Annotated in this window: 18 protein-coding genes and 1 riboswitch; of the genes, 16 read left to right on the top strand and 2 right to left on the bottom strand. The window is 31.3% G+C overall.

Annotated elements, in window-relative coordinates:
* Positions 1 to 17 precede the first annotated feature (17 nt).
* The 8 genes from hisD to hisJ are packed head-to-tail and all read left to right on the top strand — an operon-like array spanning position 18 to position 5,605.
* The gene (hisD, locus tag CLOCEL_RS19635) at positions 18 to 1,310 is read left to right on the top strand and encodes a histidinol dehydrogenase (RefSeq protein ID WP_010073932.1); all 1,293 of its coding nucleotides are present in this window, start codon (positions 18 to 20) and stop codon (positions 1,308 to 1,310) included.
* A gap of 26 nt (positions 1,311 to 1,336) precedes the next feature.
* Positions 1,337 to 1,924, top strand: coding sequence for an imidazoleglycerol-phosphate dehydratase HisB (hisB, locus tag CLOCEL_RS19630; protein ID WP_010073931.1), 588 nt, complete (start codon positions 1,337 to 1,339; stop codon positions 1,922 to 1,924).
* A 17-nt stretch (positions 1,925 to 1,941) separates the two neighbouring features.
* Entirely contained in the window at positions 1,942 to 2,547 is a 606-nt protein-coding gene (gene hisH / locus CLOCEL_RS19625; RefSeq protein WP_010073930.1) for an imidazole glycerol phosphate synthase subunit HisH, read from the top strand.
* Positions 2,544 to 3,263, top strand: coding sequence for a 1-(5-phosphoribosyl)-5-[(5-phosphoribosylamino)methylideneamino]imidazole-4-carboxamide isomerase (gene hisA, locus CLOCEL_RS19620; protein ID WP_010073929.1), 720 nt, complete (start codon positions 2,544 to 2,546; stop codon positions 3,261 to 3,263). Before hisH ends, hisA begins: the two co-directional genes overlap by 4 nt.
* 2 nt (positions 3,264 to 3,265) lie before the next feature.
* A complete protein-coding gene (gene hisF / locus CLOCEL_RS19615; RefSeq protein ID WP_010073928.1) occupies positions 3,266 to 4,027 on the top strand; it encodes an imidazole glycerol phosphate synthase subunit HisF in 762 nt (253 codons plus the stop codon).
* Between the two features lie 23 nt (positions 4,028 to 4,050).
* Complete coding sequence (gene hisI, locus CLOCEL_RS22930; RefSeq protein ID WP_010073927.1) at positions 4,051 to 4,377, top strand: phosphoribosyl-AMP cyclohydrolase; 327 nt, start codon at positions 4,051 to 4,053, stop codon at positions 4,375 to 4,377.
* 27 nt (positions 4,378 to 4,404) lie between these two features.
* A complete protein-coding gene (gene hisE / locus CLOCEL_RS22925; RefSeq protein ID WP_010073926.1) occupies positions 4,405 to 4,743 on the top strand; it encodes a phosphoribosyl-ATP diphosphatase in 339 nt (112 codons plus the stop codon).
* Positions 4,744 to 4,768: 25 nt separating this feature from the next.
* Positions 4,769 to 5,605: a histidinol-phosphatase HisJ gene (hisJ, locus tag CLOCEL_RS19600; protein ID WP_010073925.1), complete on the top strand. Its 837-nt coding sequence runs from the start codon at positions 4,769 to 4,771 to the stop codon at positions 5,603 to 5,605.
* 143 nt (positions 5,606 to 5,748) lie between these two features.
* On the opposite strand, the gene CLOCEL_RS19595 is transcribed toward hisJ, so the two are convergent.
* Positions 5,749 to 6,132: a hypothetical protein gene (locus CLOCEL_RS19595; protein WP_010073924.1), complete on the bottom strand. Its 384-nt coding sequence runs from the start codon at positions 6,130 to 6,132 to the stop codon at positions 5,749 to 5,751.
* A gap of 254 nt (positions 6,133 to 6,386) precedes the next feature.
* Here CLOCEL_RS19595 and CLOCEL_RS19590 point away from each other — a divergent pair, with 254 nt between their 5' ends.
* The 8 genes from CLOCEL_RS19590 (at position 6,387) to CLOCEL_RS19555 (ending at position 14,190) form a co-directional block, all read left to right on the top strand.
* Positions 6,387 to 7,259, top strand: coding sequence for a tRNA 2-thiocytidine(32) synthetase TtcA (locus CLOCEL_RS19590; protein ID WP_010073923.1), 873 nt, complete (start codon positions 6,387 to 6,389; stop codon positions 7,257 to 7,259).
* A gap of 149 nt (positions 7,260 to 7,408) precedes the next feature.
* Positions 7,409 to 7,581, top strand: a riboswitch (cobalamin riboswitch).
* A 121-nt stretch (positions 7,582 to 7,702) separates the two neighbouring features.
* Positions 7,703 to 8,272: a bifunctional adenosylcobinamide kinase/adenosylcobinamide-phosphate guanylyltransferase gene (cobU, locus tag CLOCEL_RS19585; protein ID WP_010073922.1), complete on the top strand. Its 570-nt coding sequence runs from the start codon at positions 7,703 to 7,705 to the stop codon at positions 8,270 to 8,272.
* An 88-nt stretch (positions 8,273 to 8,360) separates the two neighbouring features.
* A complete protein-coding gene (locus tag CLOCEL_RS19580; protein WP_010073921.1) occupies positions 8,361 to 9,332 on the top strand; it encodes an ABC transporter substrate-binding protein in 972 nt (323 codons plus the stop codon).
* A 145-nt stretch (positions 9,333 to 9,477) separates the two neighbouring features.
* The gene (locus tag CLOCEL_RS19575; protein ID WP_010073920.1) at positions 9,478 to 10,506 is read left to right on the top strand and encodes a FecCD family ABC transporter permease; all 1,029 of its coding nucleotides are present in this window, start codon (positions 9,478 to 9,480) and stop codon (positions 10,504 to 10,506) included.
* Entirely contained in the window at positions 10,503 to 11,303 is an 801-nt protein-coding gene (locus CLOCEL_RS19570) for an ABC transporter ATP-binding protein (protein WP_242655183.1), read from the top strand. Before CLOCEL_RS19575 ends, CLOCEL_RS19570 begins: the two co-directional genes overlap by 4 nt.
* Before the next feature lie 193 nt (positions 11,304 to 11,496).
* Complete coding sequence (locus tag CLOCEL_RS19565) at positions 11,497 to 11,928, top strand: hypothetical protein (protein ID WP_010073917.1); 432 nt, start codon at positions 11,497 to 11,499, stop codon at positions 11,926 to 11,928.
* 115 nt (positions 11,929 to 12,043) lie between these two features.
* On the top strand, positions 12,044 to 12,499 hold the full coding sequence (locus CLOCEL_RS19560; RefSeq protein ID WP_010073916.1) for an S-ribosylhomocysteine lyase: 456 nt from the start codon (positions 12,044 to 12,046) through the stop codon (positions 12,497 to 12,499).
* 203 nt (positions 12,500 to 12,702) lie between these two features.
* Complete coding sequence (locus tag CLOCEL_RS19555) at positions 12,703 to 14,190, top strand: sensor histidine kinase (protein ID WP_010073915.1); 1,488 nt, start codon at positions 12,703 to 12,705, stop codon at positions 14,188 to 14,190.
* A gap of 42 nt (positions 14,191 to 14,232) precedes the next feature.
* Here the strand turns inward: CLOCEL_RS19555 and CLOCEL_RS19550 are convergent, their stop codons facing one another.
* On the bottom strand, positions 14,233 to 15,069 hold the full coding sequence (locus CLOCEL_RS19550; RefSeq protein WP_010073914.1) for an AraC family transcriptional regulator: 837 nt from the start codon (positions 15,067 to 15,069) through the stop codon (positions 14,233 to 14,235).
* Positions 15,070 to 15,143 lie beyond the last annotated feature (74 nt).

The raw sequence follows: 15,143 nt of genomic DNA, 5'->3' as shown, positions 1-15,143 counted from the left end.
GATTAAGGAGGCAAGTTATGATTAAGATAGTTTATGGAAATAGTGAAGAGGGAAAAGCATATTTAGAGTCGTTAAGAGAAAGAGCAGAACAAGTTCAAGGCGAAGTAATAAAAACTGTAGATAATATTCTTGAAGATATAAAAGCAAATGGTGATGAAGCCGTTTTAAAATATACTCAAAAGTTTGACAGTGATAAGGTTACAAAGGAAAACCTCGTGGTTACAAGATCAGAAATAGAAGAGGCTTATAATAAGGTAGATAAAGAATTTTTAGAAGCTATAAAGCTTTCAAAGGAAAATGTTTTAGACTTCCATGAAAGGCAAAAGAGAAATTCTTGGATTACAACAAAGGAACAAGGGGTTATATTAGGGCAAACAATTAGACCTTTAGAAAAAGTAGGTATCTATGTTCCGGGTGGTACAGCTGCTTATCCTTCTTCTGTTATTATGAATGCAGTACCTGCTAAGGCAGCTGGCGTTCCAAATATATTTATGGTTACTCCACCTTCAAAGGATGGCACTATTAACCCAAATATACTTGTTGCAGCAGATATAGCTGGAGTAGATACCATATATAAAATGGGTGGAGCCCAAGCAGTTGCTGCATTAGCTTTTGGAACAGAAACTGTTCAAAAGGTTGATAAAATCGTTGGACCAGGAAACATCTTTGTGGCTCTCGCTAAAAAGAGTGTATATGGTCAAGTTGATATAGATATGATAGCAGGTCCAAGTGAAATATTAATAGTTGCTGATGAAAATGCAAATCCAAGTTTCTTAGCAGCCGATTTAATGTCACAGGCAGAACATGATAAATTAGCTTCAGCAGTACTCGTAACTACTTCAAAGGAACTTGCTGAAAAAGTTAATGTAGAGATTGAAAATCAAATAAAGGAGCTTTCAAGACCAGAGATAATAAAGGCTTCTCTTACTGATTATAGTGCAATTATATTAGTAGATAGCATAGATGAAGCGGTTGAAATGGCAAATAATATTGCTCCAGAACATTTAGAACTTGTAGTAGAAAATCCTTTTGAAGTATTAGGAGAAATCAAAAATGCTGGTTCTGTATTCCTTGGAGAATATTCGCCAGAACCATTAGGAGATTATATAGCAGGACCAAACCACGTATTGCCTACTAGTGGAACAGCAAGATTCTTCTCACCACTATCTGTAGATGACTTCATAAAGAAATCTAGCTATATATATTATCCAAAGACAGCCCTAGCAGGAGTTAAGGATCAAATAGTTAAGATAGCAGAGACTGAAGGTTTAACGGCTCATGCCAATTCTATAAAGGTTAGGTTTAAATAATATCTTAAGGATTAGGAGAGAAAGTCATGAAAAGAGAAGCTACTATAACTAGAAATACTAATGAAACAAAGATAAACATGACACTTAATTTAGACGGCAGTGGAGAATTTAAAGGAACTACTGGCATAGGATTTTTTGATCATATGTTAAATCTTTTCACAAGACATGGGCTTTTAGATTTAGAAATTAATTGTGAGGGTGATCTTTTTGTAGATTGTCATCACACTGTAGAAGATGTTGGAATAGTCATTGGTTTATGTATAAAAGAAGCTCTTAAAGATAAAGCTGGTATAAAAAGATACGGAACTTCATATTTACCTATGGATGAAACCTTAGCATTGGTATCTCTAGATTTAAGTGGAAGAGCATTTTTAGTTTTTGACGCTGAATTTACTGCACCAATGGTTGGAGAACTCCAAACGGAGATGATAGAAGAATTCTTTAGAGCTGTTGCTTTTAATGCTGGAATTACACTTCATGGTAAGGTTTTATATGGCAAAAATAATCACCATATGATTGAATCATTATTCAAGGGCTTTGGAAGAGCTTTATCAGAAGCAGTTACAGTAGACCCTAGAATAAAGGGTGTTATGTCTACAAAAGGAAGTATCTAAATTTTGGAGGTGAACTTATGATAGCTATTATAGATTATGGTATGGGAAATCTTAAGAGTGTTTGGAAATCCCTAAACTATTTAAATATTCCATCAGTTATTACTGATGATCCAAAGGTTATAAAAGAAGCAGGGGGAATAATAATCCCAGGAGTGGGAGCTTTCCCAGATGCCATGAAGAATATTAGAGAAGCTGGACTAGAAACAGTTATTAAAGAGGAAGCAAAAGCAGGTAAACCTATTTTAGGAGTTTGTCTTGGAATGCAATTACTCTTTGAAACTGGAGAAGAGATGGTCAGAACAGAAGGCCTTGGATTATTAAAGGGAACTGTTAAAAAGATAGAAGAAGAAGTTAAGGTTCCACATATGGGTTGGAATAACCTTAAGTTCGACGTGGATTCGCCATTACTAAAAGGTGTAAAAGAAGGTTCTTATGCTTACTATGTTCATTCTTATTATGCATCTATAGAAGAAGAAGGAATTTTAAATGCTTATAGTGAATATGGAAGACAAATTCCTGGGCTTGTAAGCAAAGGCAATGTATTCGGAGCACAATTTCATCCAGAAAAGAGCGGTGAAAGTGGAATGCAAATACTTAAGAATTTTGGGGAGTTGGTAAAATGATAATATTTCCTGCTATAGATTTAAGAGACGGAAAATGCGTTAGATTATATAAAGGAGATTTTGCGACTTCACAAGTTGTTGCAGAAGATCCAGTTGAAACAGCTCTTGGTTTTAAGAATAAAGGAGCAGAATTCATACACATGGTAGATTTAGATGGAGCTTTAAAGGGAAGTCTAAGAAATCTATCTGTTGTAAAGAGTGTTATTGAAGCTACAAAGTTACCTGTTGAACTAGGTGGCGGTATAAGAGATATGAAGACTATAGAAGAAGTAATTGATGCAGGTGTTGCTAGAGTAATACTTGGGACTTCAGCTTTAAGACAACCAGAACTTGTTAAGGAAGCTGTTAAGAAATTTGGAGATAAAATTGCTGTAGGGATTGATGCAAAGGATGGTTTTACAGCTGTAGAAGGTTGGCTTGAAGTTAGTGAGGTTAATTATATTGATTTTGCAAAGACCATGGAAGCTATTGGCGTAAAAACTATTATATTTACTGATATATCTAAGGATGGAACTCTTCAAGGACCAAACTTTGAGCAAACAGGAAAGCTTAATGAAGCAGTGTCTTGCAATATAATAGCCTCAGGTGGAGTTAAGGACATTGAAGATATTAAAATCTTGACTGAAATGAACCTGTATGGAGCTATAGCGGGAAAAGCTATTTATTCAAATACTCTATCCTTAGAAGAAGCTATTAAGGTAGGAAGAGGTGAATAGTAATGCTTACTAAAAGAATTATTCCTTGTCTAGACGTTAATATGGGAAGAGTAGTTAAGGGGATAAACTTTGTAAACCTAAAGGATGTAGGAGATCCAGTTGAAATAGCTGATTTTTATAACCAAGAAGGTGCGGATGAAATAGTATTCCTAGATATAACTGCAACTCATGAAGGAAGAAAATCTATGGTTGATGTTATAGAAAGAACTGCAGATAAGGTTTTTATACCTTTAACTGTAGGTGGTGGCATTAGAACAGTAGAGGATATAAAAGAAATTTTAAGAGCTGGTGCAGATAAGGTTTCTATTAACTCTTCTGCTATAAGAAATCCTGAGTTAATAACTGAAGGAGCAAAAATATTCGGAAACCAATGTATCGTAGTTGCTATCGATGGCAGACTAAGAGAAGATAAATCAGGCTGGAATGTAGTTATAAATGGAGGAAGAATAGATACTGGACTTGATGCTGTAGAATGGGCAAAAAAAGCTGAAAGTCTTGGAGCTGGAGAAATCCTTCTAACTAGTATGGATGCTGATGGAACTAAAAATGGTTATGATATACCTCTTACAAAAGCTATTTGTGATGCTGTAAATATACCAGTAATAGCTTCTGGTGGTTGTGGAAAGCTTCAAGATTTCTCAGAAGTTTTCAAAGATACTACGGCAGATGCAGCTTTAGTAGCATCCTTATTCCACTATAAGGAATTAACAGTAAAAGAGGTTAAGGACTATTTAAAAGATGAAAATATAGAGGTAAGGCTGTAGAAAGCCAATTAAGGTGATAACAGATGTGTAAAATAGAAGATATTAAATTTAATGAAGGACTTGTGCCTGCAATCATACAAGAGGCTGAAACAGGAGAAGTTCTTATGCTTGCATATATGAATGAAGAATCCTTTAAAAAGATGTTAGAAACAGGAACTACTTGGTTCTATAGCCGTTCTAGACAAAAACTTTGGAATAAAGGTGAAACATCAGGACATCTTCAATATGTGCAAAACATCTACTATGATTGCGATGGAGATACAATCTTAGTAAAGGTAAAACAAGTTGGGGCTGCTTGCCACACAGGAGAGCATACTTGTTTTTATAGAGAAATTAAAAGGGAAAAATAAATAATATGTACTTAGAAAGGTGATACTATGGCTGAGAAAACTGTTTTAGAAGAATTATTTCAAGTCATTGAAGATAGAAAGAATAATCCTATAGAAGGTTCATATACCAATTACCTTTTCGAAAAAGGAATTGATAAGGTATTAAAAAAGGTTGGAGAAGAGTGTACTGAAGTTATAGTTGCTAGCAAGAATGATGACAATCAAGAAGTTATATACGAAATATCAGATTTAGCATATCATGTTTTAGTGCTTATGGCTCAGAAGGGTATATCTCTTGAGGATGTAAAAGCTGAACTTGAAAAAAGAAGTGCAAAGATAGGAAACAAAAAAACTGAGAGACGTGAAGTAGCAAGCGAAGATTTATAGGAAAACAAAAGGGAGGAAATTTGTAATGAAATTTTCTAATTTTCATACTCATTGCAGATTTTGTGATGGAATTGGCGAACCAGAAGAATATGTTAAAAGAGCTATAGAGTTAGGATTTGATGCAATAGGTTTTTCAAGTCATTCTCCAGTACATTTTTCCACTTCTTGGAATATGAAGTGGGATGAACTTAAGGAGTATGTTGACACAATAAATGCCTTAAAAGAAAAGTATAAGGAAGATATTCAGGTTTATGTAGGTATTGAGGCAGAATATTTTTCAAGAGAATTAGTAAAAATTGCACCAAAATTCTTAGGAGTGGAATATACAATAGGCTCAGTTCACTTTATGAAGAGTCCGGTAACAGAAGAATATCTTTCTGTTGATGGACCTCCTCAAGAATATGAAGCAATAATAAGAGACATATATAAAGGCGACGCTAAGGCTTTTGTTAAAGGTTATTATAGGTTAATTAGGGAAATGGTCATTACAAATCCGCCTGATATTATAGGACATTTGGATTTAATAAGAAAGAATAATAAAGACAATATGTATTTTGATGAAAATGAACAGTGGTATAAGGATGAAGTTTTAGATACTTTAAAAGTAATTGCGGAATCTAATTGTATTTTAGAGATTAACACAGGTGGAATTGCTAGAGGGTATTTGACAACACCATATCCCAATAATTGGATTTTAGAGCAGTGCAAAATTTTAGATATACCACTTACGTTAAATTCAGATGCACATAATATTAAGTATTTGGATACGCATTTTGAAGAAGTAGTAGAGTTATTACGCCGCATAGGAAGCAAAAAATTATTTACAATATATAATGAACAATGGATAGCTAGAGAAATTTAATTTCTCTAGCTATTAAACATGTTACGTATATAGTTAATATCGTAGTTGTTGCTACTGTTTAGTGGAGTTGTTAGGATGTATACTATCCGTACAATGCAGTTTTAAATATGTGATTTCTTTCTTGTCACTAAAATAATTAAATTTTAAAATCTAAATCTATGTTTATGACTATGTGATTTAGAAATAAGTGATGAAACCACCACAGCAGATGCAATAGTTCCCAGTGCAAATAAGGTGGCATTGTTTTTTTTCGTAAATAGCTTTGGAATTTCTTTCATAGGTTCTTCTTGCTTAGAAAAGTTTTTGTCGTACATTTTTTTCATGGAATTCATCATATTATCTTTTTTTGACTTCATCATGTCATATAGATGATCCATGGTATTTTCTGAAGCATTTTTATTTCTACCTTTAAAATATTCTAGTTCTAAATGAGGGCGCTCCATGAAAGATTTTCTAAAGGGCACTTTTTTTGCTCTTAGTACGTTTTTAAGATCTTTGTTAATATTTACTCCAACACTTTGGAACATAGAAATCACCTCCTAGGTATATTATGTACGGAAATAGAATTTATATAATATGAGGTAGAAAGTTTTAAACTTTAATCTGCAACTAAATCCATAACGTACTGTTAATACTGAACTTAATGATAAAAATTTTTTATAGAAAAACATAGTACTATCAATAATTGAAAAGATTAGCGGAACTATACAAGTTAAAGTAATGAAAGACAAAATAATTATAACGTGTTATAATTTTTGGGAATAAAACATGAGGTGATAAAATGAGTGAATTATCAGGAAAGGGTTGTGAAATCTTAGTTCCTTTCGAAGAAAGAAAACCACTTAAAGATATAGAGAGAAGTATTGTTAAAACATACAAAAAGAGAATATGGTCAAAGTTTATCCGTGCAATAAAAGATTATAACTTAATCGAAGAAGGAGATAAAATTGCAGTAGCTATTTCTGGAGGAAAGGACAGTCTCCTTATGGCTAAGCTTTTTCAGGAATTACTAAAGCATAAGAAGATGAACTTTGAAGTAGAATTCATTGCTATGGACCCTGGATATCACGAGAGCATAAGAACTCTTTTAGAAGATAATCTAAAATACTTAGAAATAGATGCACATATTTTTAATGCTGATATATTTGAAGTAGCGGAAAAGATAGCTCAGGACTACCCATGCTATATGTGTGCAAAAATGAGAAGAGGAGTACTTTATAGTAAGGCTCAGGAATTAGGTTGTAATAAGCTTGCTTTAGGTCATCATTATAATGATGTTATAGAAACTACTATGCTAAATATTCTATATGCAGGAAACTTTAAAACAATGCTTCCAAAGTTGAAAGCAGATAATTTTGAAAATATGGAGCTTATAAGACCATTATATTATATAGAGGAAAAATCCATAAAGAACTTTATTCAACATAGCGGAATATGGCCTCTTAACTGTGCTTGTATGATATCAGCAAAAAAAACAGGGAATAAGAGATACGAAATAAAAGAAATGATAGAAAATTTAAAGAAAACCTTTGATGATGTAGATAAATCTATATTTAATGCTGCAAAAAATGTAAATATGGATTCGATTTTAGGTTGGGAGAAATCTGGTGTAAAGCATTCATTCCTTGAAGAATACGATAAAGATGAGGAATAGTAGTGTTATAAGTTCTTTTTATTTGCTTTGAACTTGATAGATACTAACAAGAAGAGTATATTGATAAATGTATAGATAAGTGGTAGAATTATTTTTAATCTAATAGTAATCTTTAGGTGCCTAAAAAGTTTAATATCAAAATACTTAGAAGTTTTGGTAAGAGACTTGGTAATAGGATAATAGGGAAAGTGGTTAGAGTCCACTACAGCCCCCGCTACTGTAAATAGGGATGAAATCTAAATTCCATTAGCTGTTTAGCTGAGAAGGATAGAAAGTAAAGTGAACTATAAGTCAGGAGACCTGCCTATTGATTAGAAATTTCGATCTTCGGAGGGAGGATGTGAAGTAATAATTAAGTTGTTAAGTGCTTTATATAAGCAATAGACTAGTTGTTATTAACTACACCCAAACGGTGTAGTTTTTTTGTTGAAAGGAAAAAGAAAATGGGTAATGGTATACTTATAACTGGAGGAGCTAGAAGTGGCAAGAGCCGTATAGGAGAAGAAAGAGCAAAAGAACTTGGAGAAAATATATTATACATAGCGACATCTATTCCTTATGATGAGGAGATGAAAAGAAGAATAAAAAAACATAAGGAGCAAAGGCCAAGTTATTGGATTACTTATGAAGGTTACAAGGGCATAGGGCAGTACATCATAGATCGACAACAACAGGGGATCACTTATAAAGGAATCCTTATAGATTGTATAACAGTAATGATAACTAACTTAATGTTTGATTTAAAAGATGTAGACTTTGACGATATAGACAACGTAAATTTTGAATATATAGAGAAGGAAATAATGAAGGAAATATTTGTTCTAAGAGAAGCCATAAAGGCTTCTAAAGTTCCAATAATTATGATAACAAATGAAATAGGTTATGGGGTAGTGCCAGAAAGCAGACTTGGACGAGAATTTAGAGATATTCAGGGAAGAGTGAATCAATATATTAGTAAGCTTTGTGATGAATTATATTTAGTAGTTTGCGGCGTACCACTTAAGATAAAGTAGTAGAAATATAGAGTGAATTTGAAATATAGGAAAGTTATGAAAACAATAAACACAAGCGTTTGCTGTTGAGTGAAAAGGAGAAAGTATTATGTTGAAAAAGAAAGTTTTATCATTATGTGTAGTATTAGCACTAACTGGAATATTAGCTGGTTGTAATGGAGGCAATAAAGCTGACAATACCAACAGCAAGGAAACTGTAAGTGCAAGCTCAGGGGTTTCGTATCCATATGATTTTAAGGATGATCATGATAGAGAAATCACGATTAAAGAGGAGCCTAAGAAAGTAATATCTTTATCACCAGCTATAACAGAAACTATATATGCCTTAGGCGAAGAAGATAGGCTTGTAGGAAGAAGTGATAGTGATGATTATCCAATAGAAGTTACTAAAATTGACTCTCTAGGAACTGTAAGTGAACCTAATGTAGAAAAAATTGTGTCACTAAATCCTGATATAGTTGTTGTTTCCTCTATAACTAAAGATGAAGTTGTAGAAAAAATTCAAAAACTAGGTATAAATGTTGTTGTAATTAAAGAAGCTACTTCTTTAGAGGGAGTTTATGACAAGATATCAACTGTAGCAGCTTTATTTAATGATAAAGGTGATGGAGAAGATTTAGTTGAAGATATGAAGGAAAAGGTGGAGGATATTACAGAAAAGGTTAAGGATTTGGATAAGCCTTCAGTATATTATGTAGTAGGTTATGGCGAATATGGAGATTATGCTGCAACTGGAGACACTTTCATCGGGAATATAATTGAGAGAGCAGGAGCTACTAATGCAGCTAGTGATGGAACAAATTGGAGTTATAGTTTAGAAAAGCTTGTCCAGAAGAATCCAGATATATTAGTATGTACTAATAAATACGATACTAAAGCTGGGATAAAGGCTGCAAATGGTTATAAAGAACTGTCAGCAGTAAAAGGAGAAAAGTTATACGAGATAGATGAGGATCTATTAAATAGACAAGGTCCAAGAGTTGTAGATGGTCTTGAAGAATTAGCTAAGATAATCCATCCAGAAGTTTTTAATAAGGGAGTAAAAGTAAAGGTTTCATAGATATATATAGGTTTTAGGTTAGCTTTAATTGAAGTTATCCATAAAAGGGTGGTTGAGTATATCACAGCTATTTTATATAAGTAAAGCTGTGGTATATTTATTTATGTGATAAGAATTAAACAAACTTATGTGAGGAAGAATAAATATGCATTTAGCAGTAAAAGCATCAAAGCGAAAGTTCTTTTTTGTGGTATCTTGCATTGTATTATTTTTTACTATAATCTTATGTTCTAATTTTGGCTCAGCAGATATAGATGTATATAGTACTGTAAAGATAATATTGAAAAAAATACCTTTGATTAATGAACTCATCGATACTAATAATATAGATTCAGTGAAGAGCACAATAATACTAAAGATTAGGTTACCGAGAATATTAGCAGCAACTTTAGTAGGGGCAGGACTTTCTGTTGTCGGCACTTCATTTCAAGGTATGTTTAAAAATCCTATGGCGGATCCTTATGTTTTAGGAATTTCATCAGGAGCAGCGTTAGGGGCAACAATAGGAATTATATTAGGAGTTACACCCACTATATTTGCATTTATAGGTTCATTAGCAGTTACTATAATAGTTTATGGAGTAGCAAAAGTGGGAAATAAGCTTCCAACGGTAAATTTATTGTTAGCAGGGATATCTATAAGTTATTTTATTTCGGCTTTAATATCTTTACTGATGATATTAAATAGAGAAAAGATTGAAAAAGTTATATTATGGACAATGGGAAGTGTCTCATCAGCTGGGTGGAGGCAAGTTGTTATTCTTTCAATAACTGTAATTATAGGCAGCATAATAATATATGTTTTTTCAAAGGATTTAAATGTAATATTAGTTGGAGAAGAAACTGCTAAGAGTCTAGGAATAGAAGTAGAAAAGGTGAAAAAAGTTCTTATAATTGTAGCTTCTTTTATGGTAGCAGTGATAGTATCAAGTAGTGGTACTATAGGCTTTGTTGGATTGATTATTCCTCATATGATAAGGCTTATCATAGGTCCAGATAATAGAAGGGTGATTCCTTTTTCTGCGATTTTTGGAGGGATATTTTTAGTTCTTTGTGATACTTTTGCAAGAACAGCAGTAGAGCCTACGGAATTACCTGTTGGTGCTATAACAGCTTTAATTGGAGCACCACTTTTTATTTATTTATTATATAAGAGTAAAAGGAAGATAATATGATGGGTTCAAGTGTAAGAATAAAAGAATTTTCTTTTGGTTACGAAAAAAAAACTATTCTAGAGGAGATTAATTTTCAATTTGAGCAAGGTCATTTTTATAGCATAGTAGGACCGAATGGTTCAGGAAAAACTACTCTTCTGAAGCATATAGCTAAAATTCTGGAAGTATCTAAAGATAAAATTTTTATTGAAGATTGCGATATACATAAGCTGAAAGGAAAAAACTTTGCGAGAAAAATTGCACTTGTTCCTCAAAATACTGAAGTGGAATTCCAGTTTTCTGTAGAGGATATAGTGATGATGGGAAGATCACCATATGTTAGACCTCTTCAAAAAGATAGTGATGAGGATAAAGAAAGAGTCTTTGAGGCTATGAAATTAACTAATACTTTTCAGCTTAAAGATAAGTCTATAGCAGAACTCAGTGGTGGAGAAAGACAAAGGGTTATAGTAGCAAGAGCTTTAGTTCAGGATACTCCAATAATATTATTAGATGAGCCAATTTCTCACCTAGATTTATTTCATCAAATAGAGATATTGAACATAATAAAAAATTTAAATTTAAAAAAGAAAATTACAGTGATAGCCGTATTACACGATTTAAATTTAGCAATAGAGTATAGTGATGAAATAATTTTTATAGGTGAAGGAGAAATTAAGGCTTCGGGAAAACCTAGGAATATTATAAATATAGAGATTATAAAAATGATATATGGAATAGACGTGGTGGTTATTGAAAATCCAGTAAGCGGAAAACCGCATATTATTCCAATAGTGAAGGGGAGTACAAGAAGTTGATAAAAGGAAGTGATAATAAAAACACAAAATACAATTTTTGGGAAGGTACTTGCTTTTTGTATGATATGAAGATAAAGTATTCTTATAACTAAATAGACTAAAAGGAAATAGTAATGTGTGACATAGGAACGTAAATATGATATATATATTATAATGGCTATATTATAATTACAGTCACATGAGGTGAGGTCATATGCTAAGGAACAATATTGTAACTTTTATAAATCAAGTAATTTTACATTTATTATCTATCGGGATATATATATATCTAACAGAAATTTTTCCTTTAGATTATCCAGACAGCAAATACACAAATGCTATTTATGTTGCATCTATTTGTGTAATATTTTTTCTTTATATAATATCAGCATTTATGTTAAGACTTAAAAATAAGTGGTATAAGAATTTTATATCTATTTTAATGAGCTTTCCTGTAACAGTTTATTTTCTGTATCTTTATTACTGGAATTTTGAAAACATATTAGAGATGGTAGGAATATCTTTAGTTCCTATGATTTTCTTATGGCTAGTATTACAGTTTAAACAGTTGATGTACAATTTAATGAATGATACGAAAGTACAAAAGGTTGATGTGGAAAAGAGTCAAGCAAAGTTCAAAATTTAATGGACAAAGTTCTATAAATAAAATATGGCCCATAAATATAATATATTGTGAAATGAAGCCTATATTTTTATTGATATGTTCTTAGTTCTTATAGATTTAAATAGGAGTGATTATAGTGGACAAAATTGAAAGCTTTTTATTGGATCATACTAAAGTAAAAGCACCATTCGTAAGAAAGTGTGAAGTGAAAACAGGTCCTAAAGGTGATAATATAACAAAATTTGATTTGAGATTTACACAACCAAATGAAAGTGCATTGCCAACAGGGGCAATACATACATTAGAACATTTATTGGCTGGATATATGAGAGAAAAAATGGATGGTATAATCGATTTATCGCCTATGGGATGTAGAACTGGATTTTATATGGTAGCTTGGGGAGATATACAAGCAGAAACTGTAATAGATGCTCTAACTTATGGATTAAAGAAAGTATTAGATACAGAAGTAATTCCTGCTACTACTGCTGTAGAGTGTGGGAACTATAGAGATCATTCTCTATTTGCAGCCAAGGAATATGCGAAGTTAGTGTTGGAAAAAGGGATAAGTAGTGATATTTATAGACAATAATTGATAAATAAATGCTGAAAAAAATGTTATTAGGCAATCTAATAACATTTTTTATTGTCATTTATAATAAAAAACATACATAAAATCTACATAAACTTAAAAAAACTAAAAAAAACTATAGAATTTTATGTATAAGATACAAAAAAATATAAATATTTGATATAATTAAGTAAAAAACAAAGATGATACGAAGAGGACAAATTATGGAAAATTTATATCAAAATTTACTTATCTTTTTCTCTTATGGAGCGATAGTAGCAGGTTTCATAGACTTCAATAATACATATCCCAAAAAGTATATTGATTATATTTCAAAAGGACATATTTGTACTCTCATTACTATTTTTCTTAATTTTTTATGTATACTTTTAAAAGATAATAGCTTTCTATTATCAATAAAGGCTATTGGTTTTATAATTGGTTACTTATTTATTACACTAGCTATTCTTGAAATTAATAAGTTAAAAAAACCTAAAGGTAGTTGGATTTTCGTAGTAGCAGTATTATTAATTGATGTTATTGCTTGTATGTTGGGTGAAAAAGATATAAGTATTTTTATACATAAGGCCGTATTTATTACCATATCTATAGCTATAGCTACATATGTTTTTAAGCAGGATACAAAAAGAATGGCCAATAATATTATTGGCATAGCTATTTTAGCATTTGCTATTTTGCAGGTAAGTCATGGTTTTTTAGAATTAGGTTTTAATATGTCTATTATTTATGAAGATGAAGGCATATATTTGGCACAACTAATGTTATTTTCACAAGTAGTGATGATTACTGCAGTTAATGAAGATAAGATGCAATATAATAATAAACTTCTTGGACTTCAAAATGAAGTTAACTTAAATATGAAAAAATTAGTAGAAGCTTATGAAAAAAATAAAGTTGAGGCTGATTTTATGACTAATATTTCTCATGAAATAAGGACTCCCGTAAATATTTTATATAGTTCTCTTCAGCTATTCGAGATTAAGATAAAACAAAGAGAAATAGATAAGGAAAGTGTTATTAATGAATATACCGAAATAATGAAGAAGAATTGTTCTAGATTAATAAAGCTGGTAAATAACTTAATAGATTCTAGTAAGATAGAATCTGGCTTCATTAAAATTAGGCTAAGAAATTATGAGATAGTTAGTATAATTGAGGATATTACATTATCAGCTGTAGCTTATGCAGAAAGAAAAAATATAGAACTTATATTTGATACTAAATTTGAAGAACTTAATATAGTTTGTGACAAAGAGAAAATAGAGAGAATCATGCTAAACCTCTTATCTAATGCAATAAAGTATACTGATGATGGAGGTAAAATTCAGGTTTTTCTTGATAAAAATCAGGATGAGATTATTGTATCAGTTGAAGATAACGGAGTCGGTATTTCAAAAAATATGCAAGAGCAAGTTTTTGCAAGGTTTTCTCAAGGAGATAACTGTAAAAGGGATATTGAAGGTAGCGGAATTGGTTTATCTTTGACAAAGGCTATGGTAGAAATGCATGGTGGACGTATTTGGGTTGAAAGTATTGAATGGGAAGGATCGAAGTTTAGTTTTTCTATTCCTATTATTGAGTCAGAGGAAACTAATGTATCTGATTCAAAAGAAATTGACTCGCAAAAACTAGATATAGAACTTTCCGATATATATTTAGACAATAACTTTTTAAAGAGTAACAATAGATAAAAATAAAGAGTTGAAGCAGAAATATGATTTAAAATTTCTGCTTTAACTTTTTACTTTTGAAGGTGGATATCCAAAATATTTTTTAAATAATTTACTAAAATAGTAGGCATCATCATATCCTACGGATTTTGCTACGGCTTTTACTGTAAGTTCACCATTATCTAGAAGAGCTTTTGCCTTATTCAATCTTACTTTTATTAGATAGTTTATTGGTGAGTCACCAGTTTCTTCTTTAAAAATCTTAGAAATATATACAGGGCTCATATACATATTTTCAGATATTGTTGATAGTGAAATATCATTCATGTAATGTTCATCCATATAAGAAATTATAGCTTTTACTACATTTTGTTTTTCAGAGGGTTCACAAGAAAACTTAATTCCTTTTTTTCGAGCATCTTCAAAAGTAGTTTCTCTTAGAAGAATTACAAGAAGCTTCATGACCAAAGATTTTAAAACCATATCATATCCCGGGAAATTATCTTGTTGCTCTAGGAGAATTTCATCACAACAACGGAAAAATGCATCTTTATATTTATCTAAAATTAAAATAGATGAATTGATAGGGAGGGGAAAGGTATTTTTAATAAAACCTTCTATAGCAAAATTACTAAGCCCTATATGCAGCTCCCTTACTGTCATATTTTCTTCTAGCATTTCATTATGATTAACTCCTGGATTAAAAATTAGAATGTCACCTTTGGTAATCTTGTACACTTTGTTTTCAATGTTATAAAAAACTTCGCCTGACAGAACAATGCTTATTTCTATGAAATCATGATGATGATATTTCTTAAAAACCTTACCTTTCATTGTATGGTCAATTAAAAACAATATCTCAGGATTAAAGTTTGAAGCATTTAAACCTAATTGACACATAGTTTACCATCCTTTACTATAGGTGTTTGCATGACATATTTAACCAAAAAAATTATCTTTAATGGCTTATTCAA

Source organism: Clostridium cellulovorans 743B (genome assembly GCF_000145275.1).
In the GTDB taxonomy this organism is placed as follows: domain Bacteria; phylum Bacillota; class Clostridia; order Clostridiales; family Clostridiaceae; genus Clostridium_K; species Clostridium_K cellulovorans.
The sequence above is the reverse complement of the archived record's forward strand: the minus strand, read 5'-3'. Positions and strand labels throughout refer to the sequence as shown.

Excerpts from the sequence above, each read along its gene's own strand:
- hisH (WP_010073930.1), top strand. The coding sequence starts at position 1,942 with ATGATAGCTATTATAGATTATGGTATGGGAAATCTTAAGAGTGTTTGG.
- hisB (WP_010073931.1), top strand. The coding sequence starts at position 1,337 with ATGAAAAGAGAAGCTACTATAACTAGAAATACTAATGAAACAAAGATA.
- CLOCEL_RS19575 (WP_010073920.1), top strand. The coding sequence starts at position 9,478 with ATGCATTTAGCAGTAAAAGCATCAAAGCGAAAGTTCTTTTTTGTGGTA.
- CLOCEL_RS19565 (WP_010073917.1), top strand. The coding sequence starts at position 11,497 with ATGCTAAGGAACAATATTGTAACTTTTATAAATCAAGTAATTTTACAT.
- hisE (WP_010073926.1), top strand. The coding sequence starts at position 4,405 with ATGGCTGAGAAAACTGTTTTAGAAGAATTATTTCAAGTCATTGAAGAT.
- hisA (WP_010073929.1), top strand. The coding sequence starts at position 2,544 with ATGATAATATTTCCTGCTATAGATTTAAGAGACGGAAAATGCGTTAGA.
- hisF (WP_010073928.1), top strand. The coding sequence starts at position 3,266 with ATGCTTACTAAAAGAATTATTCCTTGTCTAGACGTTAATATGGGAAGA.
- hisI (WP_010073927.1), top strand. The coding sequence starts at position 4,051 with ATGTGTAAAATAGAAGATATTAAATTTAATGAAGGACTTGTGCCTGCA.
- hisJ (WP_010073925.1), top strand. The coding sequence starts at position 4,769 with ATGAAATTTTCTAATTTTCATACTCATTGCAGATTTTGTGATGGAATT.
- CLOCEL_RS19555 (WP_010073915.1), top strand. The coding sequence starts at position 12,703 with ATGGAAAATTTATATCAAAATTTACTTATCTTTTTCTCTTATGGAGCG.
- hisD (WP_010073932.1), top strand. The coding sequence starts at position 18 with ATGATTAAGATAGTTTATGGAAATAGTGAAGAGGGAAAAGCATATTTA.
- CLOCEL_RS19595 (WP_010073924.1), bottom strand. The coding sequence starts at position 6,132 with ATGTTCCAAAGTGTTGGAGTAAATATTAACAAAGATCTTAAAAACGTA.
- CLOCEL_RS19590 (WP_010073923.1), top strand. The coding sequence starts at position 6,387 with ATGAGTGAATTATCAGGAAAGGGTTGTGAAATCTTAGTTCCTTTCGAA.
- CLOCEL_RS19580 (WP_010073921.1), top strand. The coding sequence starts at position 8,361 with ATGTTGAAAAAGAAAGTTTTATCATTATGTGTAGTATTAGCACTAACT.
- CLOCEL_RS19550 (WP_010073914.1), bottom strand. The coding sequence starts at position 15,069 with ATGTGTCAATTAGGTTTAAATGCTTCAAACTTTAATCCTGAGATATTG.
- cobU (WP_010073922.1), top strand. The coding sequence starts at position 7,703 with ATGGGTAATGGTATACTTATAACTGGAGGAGCTAGAAGTGGCAAGAGC.
- CLOCEL_RS19570 (WP_242655183.1), top strand. The coding sequence starts at position 10,503 with ATGATGGGTTCAAGTGTAAGAATAAAAGAATTTTCTTTTGGTTACGAA.